The sequence below is a fragment of the Seonamhaeicola sp. genome (assembly GCF_028281565.1).
Taxonomy (GTDB): domain Bacteria; phylum Bacteroidota; class Bacteroidia; order Flavobacteriales; family Flavobacteriaceae; genus Seonamhaeicola.
In genome coordinates this window covers 21,069-39,888 of record NZ_JANQJQ010000030.1, presented here as the reverse complement: position 1 = coordinate 39,888, position 18,820 = coordinate 21,069, and the positions used below count along the sequence as shown (strand labels likewise).

13 protein-coding genes and 1 other RNA gene are annotated in these 18,820 nt (G+C 36.8%); 7 read left to right on the top strand and 7 right to left on the bottom strand.

Going from position 1 to position 18,820, the window contains the following annotated elements:
- The 5 genes from Q0983_RS13480 (at position 1) to Q0983_RS13460 (ending at position 5,472) form a co-directional block, all read left to right on the top strand.
- On the top strand, positions 1-477 hold the full coding sequence (locus tag Q0983_RS13480; protein ID WP_299554186.1) for a hypothetical protein: 477 nt from the start codon (positions 1-3) through the stop codon (positions 475-477).
- A 253-nt stretch (positions 478-730) separates the two neighbouring features.
- On the top strand, positions 731-1,360 hold the full coding sequence (locus tag Q0983_RS13475; RefSeq protein ID WP_299554183.1) for a hypothetical protein: 630 nt from the start codon (positions 731-733) through the stop codon (positions 1,358-1,360).
- A 72-nt stretch (positions 1,361-1,432) separates the two neighbouring features.
- On the top strand, positions 1,433-2,476 hold the full coding sequence (locus Q0983_RS13470; RefSeq protein ID WP_299554180.1) for a hypothetical protein: 1,044 nt from the start codon (positions 1,433-1,435) through the stop codon (positions 2,474-2,476).
- A 99-nt stretch (positions 2,477-2,575) separates the two neighbouring features.
- Positions 2,576-5,002, top strand: coding sequence for a phenylalanine--tRNA ligase subunit beta (pheT, locus tag Q0983_RS13465; protein ID WP_299554177.1), 2,427 nt, complete (start codon positions 2,576-2,578; stop codon positions 5,000-5,002).
- Positions 5,003-5,238: 236 nt separating this feature from the next.
- Positions 5,239-5,472, top strand: coding sequence for a DUF2007 domain-containing protein (locus tag Q0983_RS13460; RefSeq protein WP_299554174.1), 234 nt, complete (start codon positions 5,239-5,241; stop codon positions 5,470-5,472).
- A gap of 447 nt (positions 5,473-5,919) precedes the next feature.
- Here the strand turns inward: Q0983_RS13460 and Q0983_RS13455 are convergent, their stop codons facing one another.
- A complete protein-coding gene (locus Q0983_RS13455) occupies positions 5,920-7,545 on the bottom strand; it encodes an ABC-F family ATP-binding cassette domain-containing protein (RefSeq protein ID WP_299554171.1) in 1,626 nt (541 codons plus the stop codon).
- Between the two features lie 197 nt (positions 7,546-7,742).
- Between Q0983_RS13455 and Q0983_RS13450 the strand changes: the two genes are divergently transcribed.
- Positions 7,743-9,164, top strand: a complete 1,422-nt coding sequence (locus Q0983_RS13450) for a hypothetical protein (RefSeq protein WP_299554168.1) — start codon at positions 7,743-7,745, stop codon at positions 9,162-9,164.
- On the opposite strand, the gene Q0983_RS13445 is transcribed toward Q0983_RS13450, so the two are convergent.
- The 3 genes from Q0983_RS13445 to ffs form a co-directional block, all read right to left on the bottom strand.
- Positions 9,165-9,596, bottom strand: coding sequence for a hypothetical protein (locus tag Q0983_RS13445; protein ID WP_299554165.1), 432 nt, complete (start codon positions 9,594-9,596; stop codon positions 9,165-9,167). It lies immediately after the preceding gene.
- A 47-nt stretch (positions 9,597-9,643) separates the two neighbouring features.
- A complete protein-coding gene (locus Q0983_RS13440) occupies positions 9,644-10,447 on the bottom strand; it encodes an SDR family oxidoreductase (protein WP_299554162.1) in 804 nt (267 codons plus the stop codon).
- Positions 10,448-10,551: 104 nt separating this feature from the next.
- Positions 10,552-10,650: signal recognition particle sRNA small type (gene ffs, locus Q0983_RS13435), an RNA gene on the bottom strand.
- Positions 10,651-10,739: 89 nt separating this feature from the next.
- Here ffs and Q0983_RS13430 point away from each other — a divergent pair.
- Positions 10,740-11,771: a glutaminyl-peptide cyclotransferase gene (locus Q0983_RS13430; protein WP_299554159.1), complete on the top strand. Its 1,032-nt coding sequence runs from the start codon at positions 10,740-10,742 to the stop codon at positions 11,769-11,771.
- 6 nt (positions 11,772-11,777) lie between these two features.
- Here Q0983_RS13430 and Q0983_RS13425 read toward each other — a convergent pair whose 3' ends face one another.
- The 3 genes from Q0983_RS13425 to Q0983_RS13415 all read right to left on the bottom strand — a co-directional run bounded on the left by Q0983_RS13425 (position 11,778) and on the right by Q0983_RS13415 (position 18,787).
- Complete coding sequence (locus tag Q0983_RS13425; RefSeq protein WP_299554156.1) at positions 11,778-13,301, bottom strand: aminotransferase class V-fold PLP-dependent enzyme; 1,524 nt, start codon at positions 13,299-13,301, stop codon at positions 11,778-11,780.
- 82 nt (positions 13,302-13,383) lie between these two features.
- On the bottom strand, positions 13,384-15,846 hold the full coding sequence (locus Q0983_RS13420; protein WP_299554153.1) for a thioredoxin family protein: 2,463 nt from the start codon (positions 15,844-15,846) through the stop codon (positions 13,384-13,386).
- A gap of 145 nt (positions 15,847-15,991) precedes the next feature.
- On the bottom strand, positions 15,992-18,787 hold the full coding sequence (locus tag Q0983_RS13415) for a M16 family metallopeptidase (RefSeq protein ID WP_299554150.1): 2,796 nt from the start codon (positions 18,785-18,787) through the stop codon (positions 15,992-15,994).
- Between the last annotated feature and the right edge of the window lie 33 nt (positions 18,788-18,820).

Genomic DNA, 18,820 nt, shown 5'->3' with positions numbered 1-18,820 from the left:
ATGAAGGCCGTCTCAGTAAAAGAAATAAAACAGGAACTAAACACCCTGACACATAAAGAGGTACAGGATATTTGTCTCAGGTTATCCCGGTTTAAAAAGGAAAATAAGGAGCTCCTCACCTATTTATTGTTTGAATCGCATAATGAAGCTGGATATATAGATAGCGTCAAAGTATATATAGACGATGAATTTGAATTGATAAACCGAGACAGCTTTTATTACATCCGAAAAAGTGTTAGAAAGATTCTGCGGAACATAAAAAAGTACGTCCGGTATTCCCAAAACAAAGAAACCGAAGTGGAGCTCCTCCTCTACTTTTGTAAAAAACTGAAAGACTTTAAGCCAAGCATCACCCGAAGTGTACAACTTCAGAATATGTATAACCGTCAGTTACAATTGGCTAAAAAACATATAGCTACCCTGCACGAAGACCTGCAATACGATTATAATATCCTGATTGAAGACCTTAATTCGTAACGCCATGTCATTCTAAGCAGCCAGAGAACCCTGAATGCTTATAATAGTTTTCAAGAGCTCCTCCCTTTAAATAAGGGAGGTGGATCCCGATTATTATCGGGATTCGGAGGGTTAATAGATAAAAATCTCGGCTTTCTTCCCGTTTCTTTTGGAAACTGAAATTCATGCTCCTCTTAAATTTAAGAGGAGAGCCAAATGAACATATAAATAATTAAACAAAAAACGTAACTTTACTACATACCAGCCATTATCAATGAATACCTTATCCATTATAAAAGACATCATCATATCTGCTGTCATCGCCGTATTAACGTCCGGATTCTTTGAAGTATCTAACATCATTTATCAATCCATAATCACGGTTTTGATCCTGATCATCATCTTCCTGATCTTGAGAGGGATTGATAAAAAGGCCAAACGTATGGAGATCTTGTCCATACTGTATGCAGAGCAGTTCTTGATCCCGTTTATGAAGGCTGTGAATGATACGGAGAACATTCGGGGTGCTACTAAATTCAATAAAGTAAAAGTATTTATCATCCTTCCCGAAAGTATAACTGAACTGGGAGACATAAAACAACTCATCATGAAACTGGATCGGTTTAACATTAGTAATCCGAACAATAAAACACGTGATTTTTACGCCAGTGGCCAGGTGATTGGGCAGGATCAACTCTCCATTTTTGACACCCCGATGACCTGGGTAGCCGGTTTAGAGCATTTAAACAAGGTAAAAGCTATGAGTGATAGAAAACTATCTCAGTTACTTACTAAAATGGCTAATGATATTAAGGCTTATGTAAAAAAGCTGGATAAAGACACGGATATTTTTAAAAATCTGAGTTTTATTTCTTTTTTGGACTATAAGAGTCATTATCAATAGTTATCCACCTTCCAAAACATCTAAATTACAGAAAATTCAACTATTTTAGTGTTAGTAAAATAACTCTGTAAAATGGCAAAAAGGAATCTAATAAATGAAATACTTGAAATAAAGAATAGAAATAAATATAACTCAAGTTTAAACTTATTAGCAAAAATACAAGAAGTAAATCTCACCTTGAATCATATTTCTGGATTAGAGCCAAATAAAAAAAAGGATTTAATAAAATATATTCCTGTTTCAATTGTAGCATGCTTTCAATCTTACTTTAGAGAAATAATAACAGAATTAATAGATTCAGGGGAGCCTTATTCGACAAACGCTATTAAGCTTAACCAATTAAATAATATAAAGTTTAATCTTGAAATTTTAAACGCTCTTAAAAAAAAGAAGTTCTCAATTGGTGAATTTGTAGCACATTTGTTACCCTGCAATAATTTGAGTGATTTCAACTCAGGATTATCAATTATAACTCAAACCGACTTTCTTCAAGAGCTTAAGGAATCAGAAATAGCAATCAAAAAAAATGACATTTCATCAAAAAACAACTTATCATCAGTAATACAGTCAATAAATAAAGTTTTTGAATTAAGACATATTTTGAGTCATGAGTATGCATTTGAAACAAATATTTCTGAAAAAGAAGCAAACAAAATTTTTAATAACTGTGTTATTTTTTTGTCATTTGTCCTCAATTATTTTTCAATTAAGAATAACCCTATCGTAGATAAAACGGATGAAGAGGTTCTTGAGGATATAAAAAGAGAATATCAAAGTGTATCAAAAGAACTTGAAGAATTAGTTAATGACATAATACTACAAAAATCAGAAGGCAAATTCTCGAAATTCTTTGATGAGAATCTTTTTCGCGAATCAATTCAAAAATGGAAATCATACGTTACTGCAAAAATTGATGTCGAATACGGCTTTCTTAGAATAACAAGATTGAAATTTGTTTACAACAGTATTATGGTTACAGAGACTAAAAAAAAAGTGACTGAGCTAAAAGAGTTTTATGAAAAAACTATTATTAATAATTCAGAAAAGGAAACAAAAGATAATACCATTAGGGATGAAGTCTTAAAAGAAATAATAACAAATATGCTGACAGATTAAATCTATTTCATTATTCAAAAGAATCACAAATCCCCACAGTTTAATTTGAATGCTTGATGCAATATTTTATCTTTGCGCATTCTAATAGAAACAGACTTTATGAAGATCTCATATAATTGGTTAAAGCAATTCATAAAAACAGATTGGGCACCTGAAAAAACCGGAGAATTACTAACAGATCTGGGACTTGAGGTTGAAGGCATTGAAACCTATCAATCCGTTCAAGGTGGTTTGGAAGGTGTGGTTGTAGGTGAAGTTTTAACCTGTGCCAAACACCCGAATGCTGATAAACTCAAAGTCACTACCGTTGACATTGGTGAGGATGAACCTGTACAAATTGTATGCGGCGCCCCTAATGTGGCTGCAGGTCAAAAAGTACCGGTGGCAACCATTGGTACGACCCTATATACACCGGAAGGCGAAAGCTGGAAAATTAAAAAGGGAAAGATCAGAGGTGAAGAAAGCTTCGGAATGATCTGTGCCGAAGATGAATTAGGTTTAGGAACCTCGCATGACGGCATTATGGTGTTGGATGATGATCTAAAAGCAGGAACACCCTGCGCTGATATTTTTGATATTGAAAACGACCAGGTGTTTGAGATCGGCCTGACGCCAAACAGAGCTGATGCCATGAGCCATTTGGGTACGGCCCGAGATCTTAAAGCAGGCTTACTGCAAAAAGATATCAACCTGGAATTGATCACACCATCAGTTAGCGCGTTCCGTGTGGATAATCGTATGCTAAAGATGGATGTGGAGGTTATCAATAAAGAACTGGCGCCAAGATATTGCGGCGTTACCATTTCAGGCATAAAAGTCAAAGAATCTCCGGAATGGCTACAAAACCGTTTAAAAGCCATTGGTTTAAGCCCGATAAATAATATTGTAGACGCTACCAATTACGTGCTTCATGAATTGGGGCAACCGCTGCATGCGTTTGATGCCATCAAGATCGCCGACAATAAAGTTGAAGTTAAAACTTTAGAAAAAGGCACCAAGTTTGTCACCTTAGATGGTGTGGAACGTGAATTACACGAAGACGACCTCATGATCTGTGATGGTGAAAAACCCATGTGTATTGCCGGTGTGTTCGGTGGGATTCATTCCGGTGTTACAGAAAGTACTACCAGTATCTTTTTGGAGAGTGCCTATTTTAATCCGGTATCTATCAGAAAATCGGCCAAACGCCACGGATTGAATACCGATGCGTCGTTTAGATTCGAACGCGGTATTGACCCGAATATTACGGAATACGCTTTAAAACGTGCAGCTTTATTGATCCAGGAACTGGCAGGCGGTGAGATCACCAGTGATATAGTTGATATCTATCCTAATAAGATTGAAGATTTCCAGGTGCGTTTGAGCTTTGATAATGCCAAAAAGTTGATCGGTGAGGAAATTCCGAGAGAAACCATCAAAAGCATTTTAACCTCTTTAGAGATCAAAGTGAATAATGTGACCGAAGCCGGTTTAGGATTAACCGTTCCAGCCTATAGAAACGATGTGCAACGGGAAGCCGATGTGATTGAAGAAGTATTACGTGTATACGGATATAACAATATTAATACTACCGAAAAGTTAAACGCTTCCATTTCCAGTACTTCGCGTTTTGACGATCATAGAATTCAAAATGTGGTTGGCGATCAATTGGTATCACAAGGATTCTATGAGATCATGGCGAATTCATTAACCACTCCAAAGTATGTGGAGTTAAGCGACCAGTTAAAAGAAGAACACAATGTATCTATGGTGAATCCGCTAAGCACCGATTTAGGTGTAATGCGCCAAAGTTTATTGTTTTCCGGTTTGGAAGCAGTGAGTTATAACATTAATCGCAAGCAGGACAATTTAAAATTGTTTGAATTCGGGAAAACCTATCACCATTATAACGGGAGCAGAGAAGAATTTAAGCACTTATCTGTTTTTGTAACTGGTAACCGCGCTTCAGAGCGATGGACCAACACTATTCAAAAAAGTGATTTCTTTTATTTAAAAGGGACCATCAGCAGTATTTTAGACCGATTAGGCTTGTCACGTTACAAAGCGTCGCCGGTAAAGAATGATGTCTTCAGCGAAGGGGTTAGCCTGTCGTTGGGAAAAAACAAACTGGTTGATTTTGGATTGGTAAATAAGAAGGTCTTAAAACATTTTGGGATCTCTCAGGATGTCCTTTTTGCCGATTTTAACTGGGATACCATTTTGGATATGGTGAAACATAATAAAGTGACCTTCAAAGATATTCCAAAATACCCGGCTGTACGACGTGATTTTGCTTTATTGCTGGACGAATCCGTGTCTTTTGAGGATATCGACAAGATCGCCTCTCAAACCGAAAAGCAACTTTTAAAAGATGTGGATTTGTTTGATGTCTACCAGGGTAAGAACTTACCAAAGGGTAAAAAGAGTTACGCAGTTAGTTTCACCTTGCAGGATGAGAACAAAACCCTTACCGATAAGCAGATCGATAAAATAATGACCAAATTGCAGACTAATTTTGAAAAGCAATTGGGCGCTGAATTACGATAACTATTGTCTGTTCGAGTGATTTTCTGTCGGACTGAGCTGAGTCGAAGCATCGAAGTCAAGAAAATTGTATCGAGAACTTTTTAACCTAAATTCTTATTCTCGATACAAATTTTACTCCCTATTACTCGAAAAATTCACTCGAATTGACAGAATTTATACTAAGATGAAAAGCCGGCAAATGCTGGCTTTTTTCATTAAAATGTTGTATATTTAAGAGAACTCAAAAACCTAATGCTATGACAGATTCAAACTATATAAAGGTATTTACAGGCAACTTAATCATTACGGAACGTATGATTCAGACCTTAAGGGACTCTGGTATTAATGCCGTTGTAAGAGAACAAAATGAATCCGGGCTTGACCCAAAGATCTACGGAGGTCATTTACTTCAGGAAATACTTGTTCATAAAGATGAACTGGACAAAGCCGTCTCCATTATTGAAGAAATAAACTCTGAGTTACAGTCTTAATAATTTACTGTCAGTATGAGGAGTTCTTTCCCGATAACTATCAGGAAAATTAGGGACAATTTGTATAGTGGATTCCTGCGGAGGCAGGAATGACAGAACAAAAGTTATGGTGGAAAGCCTTTACTAAGTTGGTGGTTGAGGTTCTCGAAACCACATTCTCATAAATGCGATTTCATTTCAACAAGTTCAGTGCGTCATAAGAAAACGAAAACAAGGTGTCTGAGGTTCTCGAAAAAGCCATTAACAACTTTGAATAAACAAAGTTAGCCGGTAATCTAATCAAACTTCTGATGTCAGTCCGAGCCTGTCGAGGACTATTCTTTCATACCTCCTGGTTTGGGTACGCTTCAGTATAAGCAGACCCCATGAAACATAGAAAGCTGAATTAAAGGTGTCTGAGGTTCTCGAAGACACCTGCGTGTAAGTCTAAATGATCAAATATGACTTCTAAACCGTCACACCGTACATTTTATTACGCAACTCTTTAATTTTTGCGTCCAGCATATACTCATCAAACGTGGTATACCGGTCTATCACACCATTTGGAGTCAACTCCACTACCCTGTTGGCAACAGTTTGTGCAAACTCATGGTCGTGTGTTGTAAACAGCACAGTGCCTTTGAAGTTCTTAAGCGAATTGTTAAACGCTGTAATACTCTCCAGGTCCAGGTGGTTTGTAGGCTCATCCAACATCAACACATTGGCTCTGATCATCATCATTCTACTGAGCATACAACGTACTTTTTCACCTCCTGAAAGCACATTACACTTCTTTAAGGCTTCCTCGCCGCTAAAGATCATTTTACCCAAAAACCCACGAATATTAACTTCTTCGCGCTCTTCTTCGGTTTTGGCCCATTGGCGTAACCAATCTACCAGTGACAGGTCATTGTTAAAGAATTCACTGTTATCTAATGGCAAATACGATTGTGTGGTAGTAATACCCCAGGAAAATTTGCCGGAGTCCGCTTTTTCGTTGTTATTGACGATCTGATAAAAAGCGGTTGTGGCCCTGGAATCTCTTGAAAACACCACCACCTTATCACCCTTTGCCAGGTTGAGATCAATGTTTTGAAACAGGACTTCGCCATCAATGGAAGCTGATAAGCCTTCTACATTTAGAATTTGATCCCCGGCTTCCCGTTCACGTTCAAAAATAATGGCCGGATAGCGTCGGCTGGAAGGCCTGATATCTTCAATATTAAGCTTTTCGATCATCTTCTTTCTACTGGTCGCCTGTTTACTTTTAGCAACGTTTGCAGAAAAACGACGAATAAATTCTTCCAGTTCCTTTTTCTTTTCCTCAGCCTTTTTATTCTGTTGTGCCCTTTGACGTGCCGCTAATTGAGAAGATTCATACCAGAAGGTATAATTCCCTGAATAATGATTTATCTTTCCAAAATCAATATCGGAAATATGGGTACAAACCGCATCCAAAAAGTGACGGTCATGAGATACCACGATCACACAGTTCTCATAATTTGCCAAAAACGTCTCCAACCAGGCAATGGTTTCATAATCCAGGTCATTGGTAGGCTCATCCATGATCAACACATCCGGATTTCCAAAAAGAGCCTGTGCCAGTAAGACACGTACTTTTTGTTTTCCATCCAGATCACTCATCAAGGTATAATGAAAGTCTTCTTTGATACCTAAGTTAGATAACATGGCTGCCGCATCACTATCGGCATTCCAACCGTTCATTTCTTCAAATTGCACCTGGAGTTCCCCTATTTTATCCGCATTCTCATCAGAATAATCCGCATATAAGGCATCTATTTCAGTCTTAATTTTAAATAGCGGTTGATTCCCCATCAAAACCGTTTCTAAAACCGTATGCTCATCATATAAATTATGATTTTGTTCTAAAACAGACATACGCTTTCCGGACTCTAAAGACACGTGTCCCGAGGTGGCTTCCATTTTCCCTGAAATGATCTTTAAAAAAGTGGATTTTCCAGAACCATTGGCACCAATAATACCGTAGCAATTTCCTTGCGTAAATGTGGTGTTTACTTCATCAAAAAGGACGCGTTTTCCAAATTGAACCGAAAGATTGGATACTGATAACATAGGCTTATTTTAAATTTTTGGCAAAAGTAGAAAAATGAATCGGTAAGTGGAAACTTATATCTTTTAATTTTAAATGATATTCATCGGTTTTTAATATCGCTTTAACTTAACAAAATCAACATTTAACAACGCATTAACAACAGTTTATAATTACAAGGTCTATTTTTGTATAACAATTTGTAACAGACGAGGGATTCATGAAGATATACGTTTCAACAATATTAACCCTGCTTATGTTTTTTGGCTGTAAAGAAGACAGCGTTAAAACAGGAGTAGATTATGCTTATTTTGGAGGCGAAATAATTAATCCGAGCTCTAAATTTGTCATCCTTGAAAAAGCCGAACAGAAAACCGACACTATCAGACTTGACGGCAGAAACCGCTTTATATTTAAAATAGACAGCTTACAAAAAGGCCTGTACACGTTTAGACATGGTGGTGAATATCAGCTTATTTTACTGGAGCCGGAAGATAGTGTGCTTTTCAGGCTAAACACTTTAGAATTTGATGAGTCTTTAGTATATACCGGCAAAGGCTCTAAAAAGAACAACTACTTTATCAATGAGTTTTTGGAAAATGAAAAGGAAGAAAAGTATATCCTTAAACTTTGTCAGTTAAAGCCTGAAGCTTACCAGGAACGAATTGATTCTTTAAAAGAGCAAAAGCTTGAAAAGTTAGCTCATTTCAATAAGAAGTATAACGGCTCTGAGTTATTTAGAAAAATAGCCCACGCCAATATAGATTACAGCTACTATTCCAGTAAGGAAGTGTATCCTTTTGGGCATTATGGTAAAAATAAAGGCGGCTTTTTAAAATCATTACCCAAAGATTTTTACAGTTATAGAAAGAACATCAATTATAACGATACGTTTTTTAAGCATTACCATAATTACCATGCTTTTTTAAGGCATAATTTCAATACTATTTCGCTGGAAGCACATGCTAAACATGCAAAAAACAAAGCGTTTCACTGGAGTTCCTTATGTTATAATTTAGACAGACTGCATCTTATTGATAGTCTGGTAACGGATGCCGATATTAAAGACGAATTGCTCTACCATTATACGATCAAGTATATTTCCATGAGTAATAATGAGAAGAACAATAGCATCGTTTTAAAATCTTATATTGATAAAACCACAAACGAAAAATCCAAAATCATGATGACCAATTACGCTAATTCCCTAAAGCGGTTGGAGTCAGGTTCTACATTGCCGAGTTTTCAGGTTTTAGATTTCAACAGTAATGAATTTGAAATTAACGATTTGATAAAGTCGCCAACCGTGGTTAGTTTCTGGTCTCATATCTATTATGATCATTTTAAGAAGAGCTATTATAAAATTAAAGAATTAAGAAAGAAATATCCGGAGGTTAAATTTATTACGATAAACATTGATGATATTGGAGTTGAAAGGCCTAAACAGACCTTAAAGGATTGCAGATTTAATTGCGACGATCAATATTTATTTAAAAACCCTAAAGAGTCCAAAAGAACATTGGCCATTTACCCTATGACCAAAACCATTATTTTAGATCAGGACCAAAAAATAGTAAACTCAAACTCAAACATTTTTTCTCATAATTTTGAGCAACAGATTTTAGGCCTGTTAAACAAGTAGTTACCTTACCACTAAAGTATAAACCCTGGAAGTATTGTTACTACATAAAGGATCGTGGCATATTTCCCGGCCTTCGAACTCGTCAAAATAACACTCATTTATAGCCTCCACGTATAATGAGACTCTTATGGTATACCTTCCCGGTTCTTGTGGGATCCCTTCAAATATAACCTCCCTGTAATCGTAATACACTTCTATGCCTGCCGGTATATTCCCGGATACGGTAAAGTAGTAATCATACCCGTTATCATGAGGTTCATTTTTAACCTGGGCCGTAATAGTCTCTGAATAATACTCATTTACATGGCCATGGTCCAATGTTTTGTTTGCTAATTCCGGACGAACATTAATGATACACTCCAAAATATCATTGCAACCGTTAAACAGAAAAAAGGAAAAAAGAAGTATTGCCGATACATAATATTGCTTCATGATTGATGATTTTTGAAACAATAATATCAAATAGCATACCAAATAGCTTAAAGCTTATAATGGTTCATTAGGAGCTTTTCATAAACCTTATCCGGTAAAATTCGTTTTAACACAATGGAGAATTTCTGCATGAACTCACCTACTTTATAATGTACCTTAGGATTGGTGGTGTTTATTATTTTAAAAACTTCTTTAGCCATTAGATTAGGATCGCTACCGGAATCTACATGTTCGTTCATTAAATTCAGGGTGTTTCCGTAAGGGGTTTTATAAGGCGAATCGTCTAAAAGTGGGGCATGATACCTGCCGGCCGCAATATTGGTTGCGAAATCACCCGGTGCTACGTTTGTCATTTTAATATTAAAGCCTTTAAGTTCCATTCTAAAGGCTTCGGTAATTAGCTCTAAAGCACCTTTACTGGCACTATAAACACCCCGATAAGGCAATCCCATATATCCCGCTATTGAGGTTACATTGATGATCAATCCACTTTGCTGTTTACGCATTTGTGGCAACACCGCCTTAATAACATTTATAGGACCGAAAAAATTAGTATTGAAGTTATTCCTTATCTCCGCTTCAGGAATTTCCTCAATGGGCCCGGTAATACCCGCTCCGGCATTATTGATTAACACGTCCAGTTTACCTTCTTTTTCAATGACGGTTTCAACGGTCTTGTTGATTGTAGATACGTCTTTAACATCTAAAGCCAATATGGGAAACTTGCTGTCTTTATACTTATCCGGATTTCTGCTGGTACCATAAACCACATAATCTTTATTAGTCAAAAATTCACCAATGGATTTACCAATTCCGGACGAACCTCCCGTGATTAAAACAACTTTAGACATAACACTGTGAAATTACAATTTTCAAAATATAAATTCCAAAAAACGATAAAAATAAAGAAATCCTAATTCTCTCAGGCATTCAGGATTTAGGTTTATTGTACAAAAAAAGGCAAGCTACCTACATCACACCGCTACGACCGTTTACCTTTGCTGCGTTCCCGCCCTGGAGGATTCAACAGGAGCTGGTTGTGTAGGACTTGCCGGGTGCAAAGATACAACCCTTTTAAAATTTTCACAATGATTTTCTAAACTGATTTTAAATAAATATCTTGCTTCAAATTAAAAAAATGCCATGCCTGCACTCAAATATCTATTAATCATATTTTTAAGCGGACTTATAATATCCTGTGGCTCTAATTCAGGAAAGAAAAAAAACGATTTTGCCCTTAAAACCAATGCTGAAAAGGGCAATATTTCTAATAACAAAACCTTAACCCTTTCATTAATCAATAAAAAAGAGCATACAATAGATTCGGTTGTTTACACTCTAAATGATAAAAGAATCAATGAAAGCACCCCTCTAAATGATTTTAAATTAGGAAAGCAAACCATTGAGACCAAAGTGTATTTTGATGGTGAAACGGAAACTATCAGTACTCCTATCACCATTCTTAACAGCGAGGCGCCTAAGATCTTTAAATATAAGATCATAAACGAATATCCGCATGATATCACTTCTTACACGCAAGGTTTAGAATTTCACAATGGTTATTTATACGAAAGCACAGGACAGTACAAAGAATCTAAACTTAGAAAAATAGACTATAAAACCGGGGAAGTTTTAAAAAATGTGACTTTAGCAGATGACTATTTTGGAGAGGGCCTAACTATTTTAAACAACAAGGTGTTTCAATTGACGTGGAAACGAGGTACCGGCTTTGTGTATGATGTTGACACACTTGAAAAACTGAGTAGTTTCAAATATGGGAACAGCAAAGAAGGCTGGGGTTTATGCCATTATGATAATACCATTTACAAAAGTGATGGCACCGAAAAAATTTGGCTTTTAAATTCGGAAACCTTAGTTGAAGAAGATTATATTCAGGTGTTTACCAACAAGGGTAAAATTGTTGAGATCAATGAAATGGAATGGATTGACGGCAAAATATATGCGAATCGCTACCAAAAAGATGGTGTTGCCATTATTAACCCTAAAAACGGTGGCGTTATAGGTGTGGTTGATTTTTCACCACTAAAAAAATTAGTAACGCAACATCAAAAACTGGATGTTTTAAACGGCATTGCTTACAACCCGGAAACCAAAACCATTTTTGTTACCGGAAAACGCTGGGATAAGCTATTTGAAGTTGAGATTATAGAATAATAATCGTTATAGATTAAACCAGTCTTTTGTAATGTCCTTTTCGATCACTTTGTGGCCTTTATGAATAAACTCATTTTTAATGACGTTATATTCATAATCTTGTCCCCAGTCTTTAAAGTTTTCAGCCACTTCCTTGATAGACGCACAAATAAAATGGATCTCATCATTGGTCATGGTGGGGTGAATGGACATTCTAATCCAACCCGGTCGTTCAATTAAACAACCGTCTAAAATTTTCTTTTCAATGGCCTTGGAGGTGGGTTCGTCAACATTTAACAGATAATGACCATAAGTACCCGCACAAGAGCAACCGCCTCGGGTTTGAATACCAAAACGGTCATTTAAAAGTTTAACAACCAGGTTGTAATGCACATCGTCAATGTAAAACGAAAATACCCCTAACCTATCTGTATGCCTGGGTGCCAATATTTGCAGGTTATCTATTTTACTGAGTTTTTCAAAAATGATGGTATTTAATTCATGCTCTCTATCCAGGATATTTTGGATCCCCATTTGTTCTTTCAACTGAATGGAAAGTGCTATTTTAATCGCTTGCAAAAATCCTGGCGTACCACCATCTTCCCTGGTTTCAATATCATCAATATAATCATGGTCTCCCCAGGGGTTTGTATAAGACACCGTACCGCCTCCGGGGTTGTCCGGCACCAGGTTGTTGTATAATTTTTTATTGAAGATCAATACCCCTGAAGACCCCGGGCCACCTAAGAACTTATGAGGTGAAAAGGTAATGGCATCTAAATAAGCATCTTCATTTTCAGGGTGCATATCAATGGCTACATAAGGAGCTGAACACGCGAAATCAACAAAACATAAACCATTGTTTTGATGCATGATGGTTGCAACTTCATGGTAATTGGTCCTGATACCCGTAACGTTAGAGCACCCCGTAATGGCTGCTATTTTTATAGGACAATCTTTATATGTCTCAATAAGTTTTTTTAAATTTTCCACACACGGTAAACCTTCATTATTTGAAGGGATCACCTCTACCCTGGCAATAGTTTCTAACCAGGACGTTTGATTAGAGTGATGCTCCATATGCGATACAAAAATGATAGGGCGCTTAGCTTCCGGAACTTCGGTATGATCTTTTAAATTTTCATTAAGCTTAATGCCTAAAATACGCTGAAACTTGTTAATAGCACCAGTCATTCCTGTTCCTACAGTGATCAGGACATCATCTTCAGAAGCATTTACATGCTTTTTAATGATATTTCTGGCATCATGATACGCCAGGGTCATAGCTGAACCGGTAATAGATGTCTCGGTGTGCGTATTGGCTACATAAGGACCAATCTCATTAAGTAACTTTTCTTCAATCGGCCTGTAAAGTCTTCCGCTAGCCGTCCAATCGGCATAAATAACCTTTTTTCTTCCATAAGGCGACTCAAAATATTGATCTGCACCAACCGTTTGTTCCCTGAAAGACCTGAAGTATTCCTCAAGATTTGAATGACTATTAGGTTTTGAACCTGGACCTTTTTTTATGCTTTGTGTAATGCTGTTCATAATAATCACACTTTTAACAAAGAATCACCCTGGCAACAATCTAACCAAAGCGATTCTTCTTACTAAAACAAAAAACTTAAACTTATTTTGATGTGCTTTTAGACACCTCTAATCCGCATTCCAAAAACTGTGCATATGCATCTTCATTCGGTGTATATCCAACGGCTTCATTTAATATTTGAGTACCATCAGAATTTAATAACACGTAATAGGGTTGCGAATTAGTTTGAAAAAACTGCGTTTGAAAATTGGCCCATTTATGGCCATAATTTTCCAGCTTTCTTGTACCGCCATTAACTCTATTGACCTCTATCTGTTCATGCTCCGGCAACTCTTTTTTATCATCCACATAAAGCGATATCAATACATAGTCATTTCTTAAATACTTATCTATCTTAGCTAACGGCCAGACATGTTCTTCCATTTTTCTACAATTAACACAGGCATAACCTGTGAAATCCAGCATGATAGGCTTGTTAACTTTTTTAGCATATTCTATACCTGATTTTAAATCTTTAAAACAGCTAAGGTTGTTCGGACAATCATTAGGGTAAATAAAACTGTATCCAACCGGTGGTGCCAAACCACTTAACAAGGTTAAAGGGGTAAATGTTTTTGTATCCTTGTTTACTCTAAATCCGGAAGCCAGATAAACAGTAAAGGCTGCTACCAGTATGGCAAATGATATTCTTGTAAAGGATAGCTTTTTAATAGGAGAATCATGTGGGAACTTTATTTTACCAAACAGATAAAGCGCTAAACCTCCGAATATCACGATCCAAATGATCAAAAACGGCTCTATTTTTAAGATACCCCAATGTTCTACCAAATCAGCATTGGATAAGAACTTAAATGCCAGGGCTAATTCTAAAAACCCTAAAACCACTTTAGTGGTATTTAACCATCCTCCTGATTTTGGAAGTGCATTCATCATATTCGGGAACATAGCAAATAAAGCAAACGGTAATCCTAAGGAGACACCAAAACCTGCCATACCTGCTGTAAGTTGCCATGCTCCACCATCGGCAGTTAACGATCCTGCTAACAAGGATCCTAAGATCGGACCTGTACAAGAAAAGGACACTATGGCTAAGGTCAGTGCCATAAAGAAAATACCTATAAGGCCGCCGGCACTTTCTCCTTTCGTGGTCTTACTGGTCCAACTTGATGGTAAGGTCAGTTCATAATATCCAAAGAACGAAAACGCAAAGAATAAGAAAATCGCAAAGAATAACACATTTAACCATACATTGGTTGATATCTCATTAAGGATATCCGGGTTAACTGAATCCAATAAATGGAACGGCACACTTAATAATACATATACAGCGAAAATGAAGAATCCATAAAGCAGTGCTTTGGAAATTCCCGACCCCTTACTTTGTCCGCTTTTCTTAGTGAAAAAACTAACAGTCAGCGGTATCATTGGGAATACACAAGGTGTTAAAAGCGCCAACAGGCCGCCTAAAAACCCTAATCCGAAAATGCTCCATAATGACTTTCCTGTTTTTTTGACTTCAGACGCATTACTGACCAATTCGTTCGCACACTTGACGTCTGATAACCTGATATCAGAAGTATCCATTCCATACAGTATATTGTTTACTTCAACATTGTCTATATTTGAGGTTGCCTTATCGTCTGTAGTTGCTATATTACTTACAGCATTACTATTTAACGGAAACACTAAATCTATGGTTGTAGGCGCTAAGCATCTCTCGTCATTACAAACCATAAAATCCACAGTGCCACGAACTTCATTAATGTCCTTTGTGAGTTTAATCTTTTGCGTGAAGCTTGCAACATTCTCGAAGAATTTAATTTTCATATTAAATACCGGGTCGTCCACCGTATGCCCCTCAGGTTCTAAAGTTTTCCCTATGGCCGTAAAACCTGCTGCACTATTATCAAAAGTAAAGGTGGTGGCAATAGGTCCGTCTTCAGGCACTTCCTGAGAATATAAATGCCAGCCATCATCAATGGTAGCCTCTATAAGCAAATCGTATTCCGTATCCGATACTTTTTTAACCGAAGTTTGCCATTTTACCGGATCAAATATGCCTTTTGGTTGATCATTACCCAATTGAAGACCTGATTTCCCGGGAATATTAAATACTAAATCAATAGTTTCCGGTGGTAAACATCTTGAGTCATCACAAACCATAAATTCAACGGTACCATAAACAACATCCGTCGCTCCTGTAACTTCAATGTTTTGTTCAAAGATGGCCTCGTCTTCAAAGAATTTGATCTTCATATCAAACACAGGATCATCTACTGTATGGCCCTCCGGTTCTATTGTTTTATCAATAGTTTTAAAACCTCCTTTGCTAACATCATAAGCAAACGTAGTAGGAATAGGCCCGCCTTCAGGCACATCCTGGGAGTACAAATGCCATTTTGGTTCAATGGAAGCCTTACTAATTAATTTATATTCAGTATCGGAAATTCTCTCAACCGATGTCGACCATTTTACGGGCTCTAAAATTTGCGAAAAACTGCTTGTTGAAACAGCCAATACTAATAATACTAATAGTTTTTTCATGATCATATTTTATGTTTTTAAAAAGGGTTATTTGTTACGATAACCCTTTTTTGGCACCTTTCTTTTAAATAAACTTATTGACTGACTAACTCAAAAAATTACACTAAAACAAATGTATAAAGAAAGATGGTAGTTTCTTTTATATTTATTCTGTAGCCGGCTTAAAAACGATCTCGAAAGATTTACCTTTTTCCTGAAGTTTTTTAGCCAGGGCCTGAATATCTTTTATAGTTATGTTGTTTACAATAGCTTCAAAATTCTCAGGGGCATTCATATTGTATCCGTCCCTGTAAAATGTTGTTAACAAGGTCATATCATAGCTGTTATTGCTTTTAGCCTGTTCGCGTTGCTTTTTGTAACTGGTTAACGTTTTATCCAAATCGTCTTGTTTGATGTCTCCTGAAGCCATTTTGGATAATTCGTTATAAACAATACCAATAAGCTTTTCAGCTAAATCCGGATTACAGTCAAAACTAACCGACATATAGGATAACACCTTGGGCTCTTTGTTTAAAAACGCATAAGCTCTTGGACTATAAACACCACCCTCTTCTTCACGAAGTGTTTCCTGCAATCTTAATTGCATAATGGCTCCTAAAGCCTGAGTAACAAATTTATTCTTAACCGTATAATCGCTAGCTATTTTAAAAGCCATGTTCACATTGGTCTTTGGGTCTTCCATCGGAAGGAAAACATCCTCATCTACCCTATCACTTGCCCATGACTGTGATACATCCTTAAAGGTTTCTGTATCTGTAGTTGTTGGTAAGCTGGCCATGTATTTTGATAATAAAGGCTCTAACTGCGCCGCTTTTACATCACCTACTATAAAGAATTCAAAATCTGCAGGATTCGCAAATCGGTCCAAATAAGTAGCTTTCATTTTTTCAAATGCAATGTCATTAACAAAATCCTGGTTAAATACGCGTTTCCTGGGGTTGTCTTTGCCATATAAAGTCGTGGTAATACCATCCTTTATTTGTTCATTAACATCTTTACTTCTTCTAATTAAATAATTATTGATACCACCCTGTAACACCTGAAATGCCTGTTCGTCAAAACGTGGTTTTTCAAAATATAGATGCACTAACTGTAACATGGTTTCTACATCTTTAGTTGTAGAAGACCCTTTTAAGTTCTCAGTAGTTTCGGCTAGACTTGGGGACATGGAGGCTGTTTTTCCTGCCAGAACCTTAGGTAATTCCGTAGCCGAATAATCTCCTAATCCCGACATTTGAATGATGTTACCCATGAGATCTGCCGATGGCAAATGGTCATCGCTTACCAGGGATTTCCCACCATGGCTAATGGCATTAAATGCTACTGTGTTTTTTTGTTTATCAGCAAATTTATAGTGCACCTTTATGCCATTACTTAAGGTGTAAGTGGTAGACCCTAAAGCAGCATTATTTTCAGTTTTTGCAATACTTCCTTCTTTAATAGTTAATCCGGAAATCAAGGTTTTACCATCAAAAGCCTCGGTATAAGCTGTAATCTTTGGGTCATTTTCAACAGCATTTATAATGACTTTGGCCTGTTCTTCAGTTAGATTATTTTTCCCTTCAACACCGGTTACATTTAAGTACCTGTTGTTTTTAGCATATAACCTTTTAATGGTATTATGTAAAGCCTCCGGAGTGAACGAGGCAAATAATTGTTTTGCTATGTCATATTCCTTTTCAATATCAGCGATGGTTTTATTATTTAAATAATCATCTTTAATAAGATTGATGATGGCACCATGCGCCTTATCCTCTTTCTTAGCTATTTGTGTTTCATAAAAATTTGAAAACTCTTTAATAGTTCGCTTGATTTCAGACGGTGTATAACCAAACTTAACAGCTCTGACAACTTCTGTCAGTACTGCGGCAAAAGCTTGTTGCTGCTTACCTGGTTTAGGGGCTATTCTAACACTAAATGAGCTATTGGCTCTGGCCATAGACCCATACCCCACTCTGGCCCCTAAGAACGGTGCTTCCGGTTTTTGAGCCTCTTCTGCAATTCTCGCCGAAAGCATGCGAGTGGCCATAGACTCCAATAAGGATCTTTTTAGATCTGTTACGGTTTCATCTTCCAACGACTTTTTATGACGAATACCAAAATCCAACATCGCTGTTGAGATCTCTTTATCCATTCCCAAGCTATAAAGCATGTCCTCATTCCCAGGTATTTCCACGATAAAACGTTCTCTAGGGTTTTTAACCGCAGGAATTTTAGAGAAAAGGGCTTTAATCTTTGCTTCAACGTCATCTACATTAATATCTCCCACTACGGCAATAGCTTGTAAATCTGTACGATACCAGTCGTGATAGAAATCACGTAACGCCTTATATTCAAAATTCTCAACAATACGCATTAACCCAATGGGTAATCTTTTGGCATATTTTGAATGGTTGAATGTAATTGGTAACGACGTTTGATATAAACGCATTTGTCCGTTTTGACGGGTCCTCCATTCTTCTTTTATAACGCCTCTTTCAGCATCTATCTCTTCATCGGTCAATAACAAATAGTTGCACCAATCATGCAAAACCAATAAACCCGTATCTATTAATTCCGGAGTAGTTGGCACATTGTCAATATTATAAACGGTTTCATCAAATGATGTATAAGCATTGATATCTCTACCAAAGACCAAACCTTTTTCCTGGAATGTGTTTAGTATGCCTTTGCCTTCAAAATTTTCAGTTCCGTTAAACGCCATGTGCTCTAAAAAGTGAGCCAAACCTTGCTGGTCATCATTTTCCAGAACAGATCCCACATTTTGAATGATATAATAACTGGCAGCATCTTTAACTACATCTGTACTCTTTATATAATAAGTAAGGCCATTAGGTAACACGCCTTTTTTAATGCTCTCATCTACAGGAATCGGAGTACTTAGATCCTGGGCAAAACTGTTTAAACTTAGAAGTAGAAATAACACTGATAATTTTTTCATATTGTAGTTTTTTGGATGTTTGTTTGTTCTATA